Origin of the sequence: Brunnivagina elsteri CCALA 953, assembly GCF_002289455.1 — a bacterium.
Taxonomy (GTDB): domain Bacteria; phylum Cyanobacteriota; class Cyanobacteriia; order Cyanobacteriales; family Nostocaceae; genus Brunnivagina; species Brunnivagina elsteri.
The window spans coordinates 22,170-28,169 of sequence record NZ_NTFS01000035.1 but is presented as its reverse complement, the minus strand read 5'-3'; the positions used below and the strand labels follow the sequence as shown (position 1 = coordinate 28,169).

General features: G+C 37.0%; 8 protein-coding genes. 6 read left to right on the top strand and 2 right to left on the bottom strand.

Annotation, left to right across the window (positions count from 1 at the left end):
- Window positions 1-274: 274 nt before the first annotated feature.
- Window positions 275-1,060, top strand: a complete 786-nt coding sequence (locus CK510_RS05380) for a 3'-5' exonuclease (RefSeq protein WP_095720706.1) — start codon at window positions 275-277, stop codon at window positions 1,058-1,060.
- A 138-nt stretch (window positions 1,061-1,198) separates the two neighbouring features.
- Here CK510_RS05380 and CK510_RS05375 read toward each other — a convergent pair whose 3' ends face one another.
- Complete coding sequence (locus tag CK510_RS05375) at window positions 1,199-1,444, bottom strand: hypothetical protein (RefSeq protein ID WP_095720705.1); 246 nt, start codon at window positions 1,442-1,444, stop codon at window positions 1,199-1,201.
- A 33-nt stretch (window positions 1,445-1,477) separates the two neighbouring features.
- Here CK510_RS05375 and CK510_RS32295 point away from each other — a divergent pair, with 33 nt between their 5' ends.
- The 5 genes from CK510_RS32295 to CK510_RS05355 all read left to right on the top strand — a co-directional run bounded on the left by CK510_RS32295 (window position 1,478) and on the right by CK510_RS05355 (window position 5,155).
- The gene (locus CK510_RS32295; RefSeq protein ID WP_169927000.1) at window positions 1,478-1,642 is read left to right on the top strand and encodes a hypothetical protein; all 165 of its coding nucleotides are present in this window, start codon (window positions 1,478-1,480) and stop codon (window positions 1,640-1,642) included.
- 48 nt (window positions 1,643-1,690) lie between these two features.
- Window positions 1,691-1,813, top strand: a complete 123-nt coding sequence (locus CK510_RS33880; protein WP_281256985.1) for a hypothetical protein — start codon at window positions 1,691-1,693, stop codon at window positions 1,811-1,813.
- A gap of 123 nt (window positions 1,814-1,936) precedes the next feature.
- Complete coding sequence (locus tag CK510_RS05370) at window positions 1,937-3,109, top strand: hypothetical protein (protein ID WP_095720704.1); 1,173 nt, start codon at window positions 1,937-1,939, stop codon at window positions 3,107-3,109.
- 691 nt (window positions 3,110-3,800) lie between these two features.
- On the top strand, window positions 3,801-4,292 hold the full coding sequence (locus CK510_RS05360; protein ID WP_095720703.1) for a TIR domain-containing protein: 492 nt from the start codon (window positions 3,801-3,803) through the stop codon (window positions 4,290-4,292).
- A gap of 356 nt (window positions 4,293-4,648) precedes the next feature.
- Entirely contained in the window at window positions 4,649-5,155 is a 507-nt protein-coding gene (locus tag CK510_RS05355; protein ID WP_211293096.1) for a hypothetical protein, read from the top strand.
- A 184-nt stretch (window positions 5,156-5,339) separates the two neighbouring features.
- On the opposite strand, the gene CK510_RS05350 is transcribed toward CK510_RS05355, so the two are convergent.
- A complete protein-coding gene (locus tag CK510_RS05350) occupies window positions 5,340-5,903 on the bottom strand; it encodes a peptidoglycan-binding domain-containing protein (RefSeq protein ID WP_095720702.1) in 564 nt (187 codons plus the stop codon).
- Window positions 5,904-6,000: the final 97 nt, after the last annotated feature.

Here is a 6,000-nt window from a genome sequence, read left to right as displayed (position 1 = left end):
ACTACATGGATTAAATTTTACTTTACCTTGGATAGTGCCATTTTATTTCAACAAAGATTGCTTATAGGACTTACGCACTGTACAAAAGGGCTATGTTATGTATTAACGTAAATACGTTGTTTCAGCCTTTTCTACATTACCCTTTCTTGATTGCGATCGCATAGTGCGGAACAGAAAAATCAAGCTTGAAGCCTGAAAACCTGTACCCTTATTTTGATTTTTCTGTCAATGCGTAAGTCCTAGCTTATTGAAAAAGTCTTTTTGTCAATAGGGTTTGAGATGCGCTAACCCTGGGACAGATGTTAGCAAAGACAGAATTGTTCAAATAGCAGTTTTAAAAGTTTTTCCTGACGACAGCGAGGTTATAAAAAAAAGATTAATTAATCCAACTATCCCTATCCCAGTTGAAGCATCAAATGTTCATGGTATTCATGATGAAGATGTAGTCAACGAGCCTACTTTTCAAAAAATAGCTCAAGGTTTATTAGATTTTATTGGTGATAGTGACCTTGCTGGTTATAACTCTAATAAATTTGATTTACCATTATTAATGACAGAATTTTCTCGTTGTGAAATTGATTTTAATTTAGAAGGGAGACATACAATTGATGTGCAATCTATCTTTTTCAAGATGGAACCTCGTACATTGAAAGCTGCTTATAAATTTTATTGTGGTAAAGATTTAGTCGGCGCTCATGATGCAGAAAATGATATTTGCGCTACCTATGAAGTTCTAAAAGCACAAATTGAGCGTTATGAAAACGTAGCGTATGAAGAACAAGACGGAAAGATAATTTATCCTGTGAAAAATGACTTGGAAATATTGAGTAAATTCACACCATCTAATTTGCTTGACCCAACTAATAAAATTATTTATGATGAGCAACAAAGGGAGATATTTAATTTTGGCAAACATCAAGGAAAATCACTAGTAGAAGTATTTAGAGAAGACCCAAGTTATTATGATTGGATGATGAAAAAAGATTTTTCTATTTTTACCAAAAAAGTAATCAAGCGAGTTTGGGAATCAATTCATCCTTTATCTGATTTAGATTATTAAAGGACTGATTTTTAAGTCATTATACGCCTGCTTAGTCTACTAAGAACAAAGACTAACTGCGATCGCACCACCAATTCCCCACTCCCAATCTAAACTTACTGCCCAAGCTGCAACCTCCCCACAGAAAGCAAAAACTTATTAATCACATAACGATACGTCAATAAATGCTTCTGGGTTGCTGTGGAATAAAGAATTGCGGCTATCGAAATCGAGATTGTGAACTACCCGATTAACTTTATAGTTATGACCCCTATATTTCACAAATTCACCAACACAAGGAACCCTCGACATCTCAATTTCCTGTAAAGCTAAAGAATTTTCACTATTAACTCTTACATCAAGTTTGTCTTTGGTAATATAAACAGTAATATGTACGATCGCCATAATAATTTTTAATTGATATTTACGTTGAGATAGATGGTTAAACTTAAAAAAAATATATATCGCGGATATCTAATCAAAAAAATTGGTCGTGGTAAAAAAATTGTATTTACAGCAATTATTAACGAACAACAATGGGCTAGTATGATTGAATCCGACCTCAAAAAAACAATTGACGCTTGGATTGATAAAACTCCATAGCCTTAGTTATCTTCTAAAATTATTGTATACAATATTCCACGTAGTACTATGTCCGAAGGCTTCAACAAACCCCAAACCCCAGTATCCCCAAACCTGTTAGTCAAACTGCAAACTCCCCGTGTGAGCGAGGATTTGTTGGTTCAGTTTAAAGATGTGTTGCGATCGCCGTAATCCAGTAATCATTGAGTATTAAATTTGTCATTGGTGCTGCTTATAATTACGAGATTGTCGAGTATGTTAAAACTAGCGAAAAATTCATTTTATTGTTGCTAGCTCTTTTAGAAAGGATAGTCTGTGTTTCAGCAATATCGTTATATTAGTGCGCGAACCCTCTTAGAAATGCCAAAATTAGCTCGTTGTCAGTCATTACCCCAGAATACTTGGACACCTGCGGAAAACCTTTGGCACTTAGTGTTTATTTCTCATCGTTGGGGAAATCATAACGATCCCGATTCATCTGGTTTGCAACTCGCTGCTTTGAAGCTAATGGTGCAGCGCATGGCAGATATTGCTGAGGTGATTTCCGATGAACGGGTTGGAGTTGACGCTGCCCAAAGCAGATTGGCTCGTGTTCCCTCACTCAACCGGCAAGGAACTTTGCAAGCGGCTCATCTTGTTTTTCGGAGTCTATGTGAGGCTGAGTCAGTGCCGGATGCAAAAGCAATCGGGGACGATGGACGCGGTATCCTGGATTTGATCGGATTTTGGTATGACTACTCTTGTTTACCTCAAGACCCTAAAACGCCCTCTGAGGCTGATGAGTTTGCTCAAACATTGCAAGGCATCGGTGATATGATTTTGTCGTCTCGTGTTAGCACACTAATTTTGCGAAAGGAAGGAGATGGTTATGTGAGCCGTGGCTGGTGTTTTGCGGAATCAATGATTGCACAATCTAAAGATGATACTAATAAGCCTCTGGTACTGTGGACTGATCGATGGGATGAACCTGTGTCACTGTTGGATTCTGAACCTTTTTCGGTATTTAAACAAGATGCGGAAAAATTGATGGCACAGTGGGAAGATTCCTCCAGTACGATGAGTGCCTGTGAGTCTTTTTGCTGTGTGGTTCAGGCTACGGCTTTACCACTGTTGCTAAAGTCTAAAGCCTATGAATCAGAGTTTGCCCTGGCGCAAGCTGATACAACAACTATTGGCATTCACTTGTTAGCACATATTCACCCCTGGTTGGCAATACTTCAAGAGGGTGAGCATTTGGATTTGTCTGTTCATCTTGCAACCTTATTACAGAGCGAGGGGTTGGGATGTAGAGATAATAGAGACTACATTCTGGTATCCCTGTTGCTGCTAAAGTCCCTCACCAGTAAAGATGCGGCGGGTGATGTTGCTATCTGGGGCGAGGCGCTTGTTCGGTTTACTGAGGGACTGCCATTGTATCTGATACGACATGATGGCAAGTTGGAATGGCAGGAGAAAAATAGAGATTCTGATAAATCTCAAAATTTATAAGTTTTTAATTACTGTGTATAAATTAAAAAATCACAATATAGTTTAATTTTTTACTAGCAAGATATAAACCAGTAAAGTATACTAACCTAGTAGTGTTTTTTAGCTACAATTATCTACTAGAGAATAAGATACCTTGCAATGATTACACTGATCATCAATGTTAGATAAAAAGGATAAATGGAAAAGGATAAACTAGAAGCAAATAATAAATTAACAACATTTATGCCTTTAGGTGGTCTTAGAGTAAAGAGTTTATCAATTGTAATTTCACCAGATGAATGTAACTCTTTTACGAAATCGTTATAAATCTGACGAAAGCTTCGTTCTTGACCCAGATAATAAGAATCCAGTAGAAAAAAAAGGACTATTGGTATTAAAGATATCCAAGCATAATTAGGCTTGTTCTTATCTGCAATAACTACGAGGATTGCTGAAACTAAGGAAATACACCAAGTTTTGCAGTTAGAACTGTTAGATGCCATCCGTGTAATAATTCCTTGCAAAATGTTCAAGTAGTTCTGTACAGCATCAGATTCAAACGATACTTTGTGTGGTTGTGACTGTGGACTAGAGTTACTCACAATTTTTCAGCGACTTATGCCTAAAATTTATTTTTAGTTATTATATTTGGTAACATGATGTATCTTAACTTTCTTAAGATGTATCTTAACTTTCTTGAGGTGAATAATTTATGGCGCGTCGTGCATTTTTTAGCTTTCATTATCAAAGAGATATTTGGCGTGTTAATCAAGTGCGAAATAGTTGGGTTATTCAACCTGGAAAACAAGAAGCAGTATGGTACGATGCATCTTTGTGGGAAGAAGCAAGAACTAAAGGTGAGACTGCTCTTAAAAATTTAATTAATGATGGACTGACAAATACCTCTGTTACTGTCGTATTAATAGGAGCGGAGACATCTACAAGAAAATGGGTTGACTACGAAATTAAGGAAAGTTATGCTCGTGGAAAAGGGCTTCTTGGCATATACATTCATGGATTGAAAGATAAGTTAGGCAAAACTGACATTCAAGGCAAAAACCCCTTTAATAACATTTATGTTGAAACTAGTAATCAAAAAACTTATTTTTCTGATTTATACCCAACTTACGACTGGGTTTTAAATGAGGGCTATAAAAATATTGGTTTATGGATAGAGAAAGCAGCTAGTGCAGTGGGAAGATAGTAGAGACAGGGAGCAATGCTCTAAAAGTTAGATCGGGTTTTAATTCTCAATTATTTAGGTATATTCTCAATAAAAACTAATTTTTCGTTGCGATCGCATTCCTAAATAGGTGATGAAAGCCCCCTAATTTTAAGCACCTCACTGTTAGAGCATTGCTCCCGTAGAGACATTAGTGATAATAATTTAGAAGTTATTTTAGATTTTTTTACTAATGTGATGTAGGTAAAGTTTTCAGCAATTTTTAGAATTATAAATTAACATGTCTATTTTTTTCCTTGTTTATTGGTCACATCCCTTCCAACAATTTTGCTAAAGTTCATCTGAACTTGCCTCCCAATCCTCACATCCTGCTAAAATTGCCTTGCTCCCAACAAGTCAACATCATGCCCCAAGGCTTCGGTCAACCCCAACCAACCAAAACCGATAAATTAGTCGAGCAAGCAGTTCGTCATGCCACAAAGCGCAATCCCAAAGCCCTCGACCAAATATTTGACAATTTACCCGTCAAGCTTAACAAACAAGTTTTAGATGGTACATTTGCAGCATTGGCTAAAGATATCGATACCTTAGCTTGGTTGTGCGGATATTTTGCAGGGGAAATTAACAGTGCCTCGGATAATGATAAACCCAACCAACCCATCATCCTAATTTCTAAATTACTCATCAAATATGGAATGCAGCCGTTTGTTGATTTTATGCCCTATGTAGGCAACCGCATTACTATACTTGATGCCGATAAATTTGAAGCGCTGCCAGTTCCCGTGCAAGCAGCAGTGAAAGAAGCTTTTGAGTTGAGAGAAACGAGTGATGCAGAAATGAAACGTATAAATGATGCTCTAGCTGCGGAGATGAGTGTGGAATAGGGAATTGGCGATGTCTCTAAGTGGAAGCAGTTAGAACATTGCATAAGTCCCCTAATTCCAGAAGTGCTGCAACTAAAAAATCGCACGCACCTTATCACGGAATAAAATGTTATTCCAAACTAAGTGTATGATGTGGCGATTGGAGTAACGATTAAAGCAGGCTTAATGAAGACTAAAGACTTGATTAAGAGCAAATAACACCAGACCAGCCCTGATGTCCTCGATTTGGTTGGCACTTATATTGCTGACCTACCCAAATAATTTCCCATTTATTTTGTTTGCTTTTCAACTCGATGCGATCCCGTATCGCAGCTACTGAATCATCACCTAAACCGATTACAGTATATACAATTATTGCTGTTTCTCTTGTGGTATATGTTAATGAAATATCTTCATCGCTAGCAGGGTCATTTTCTTCTGAGCCACTAAACAATTGTGCGGCTACTGCTTTTGGATTAGTAGCTTTAATTCCTGCCCTTTTGATAAATTCTTGTACGTTAATAACCCGAAAATCAAAACGTGGATCGCTGATTATTGCGTTTAATTTAGACCAGGTTTTCTCTCCCACAATACCGTCGGCAACTAGTTGTTGGGATTTTTGAAAATTGATGACAGCTTCTTTAGTTTTTGCGCCAAAAATACCATCAACAATACCTGAATAAAAATTGAGTTTTTTCAAATTTTCTTGTAGCTTGGTGACTTCCGCACCTTTTGAACCTTCTTTAAGTACAGTAGAAGTAGCGTTCATAATTTGTCCTTACTTAGTTGCGTTTTATAATTTCATGTTTGGTGTAAACACACGCTTAACATCACTTCTGAATTTGCTTATTCCGCATAAACATGTA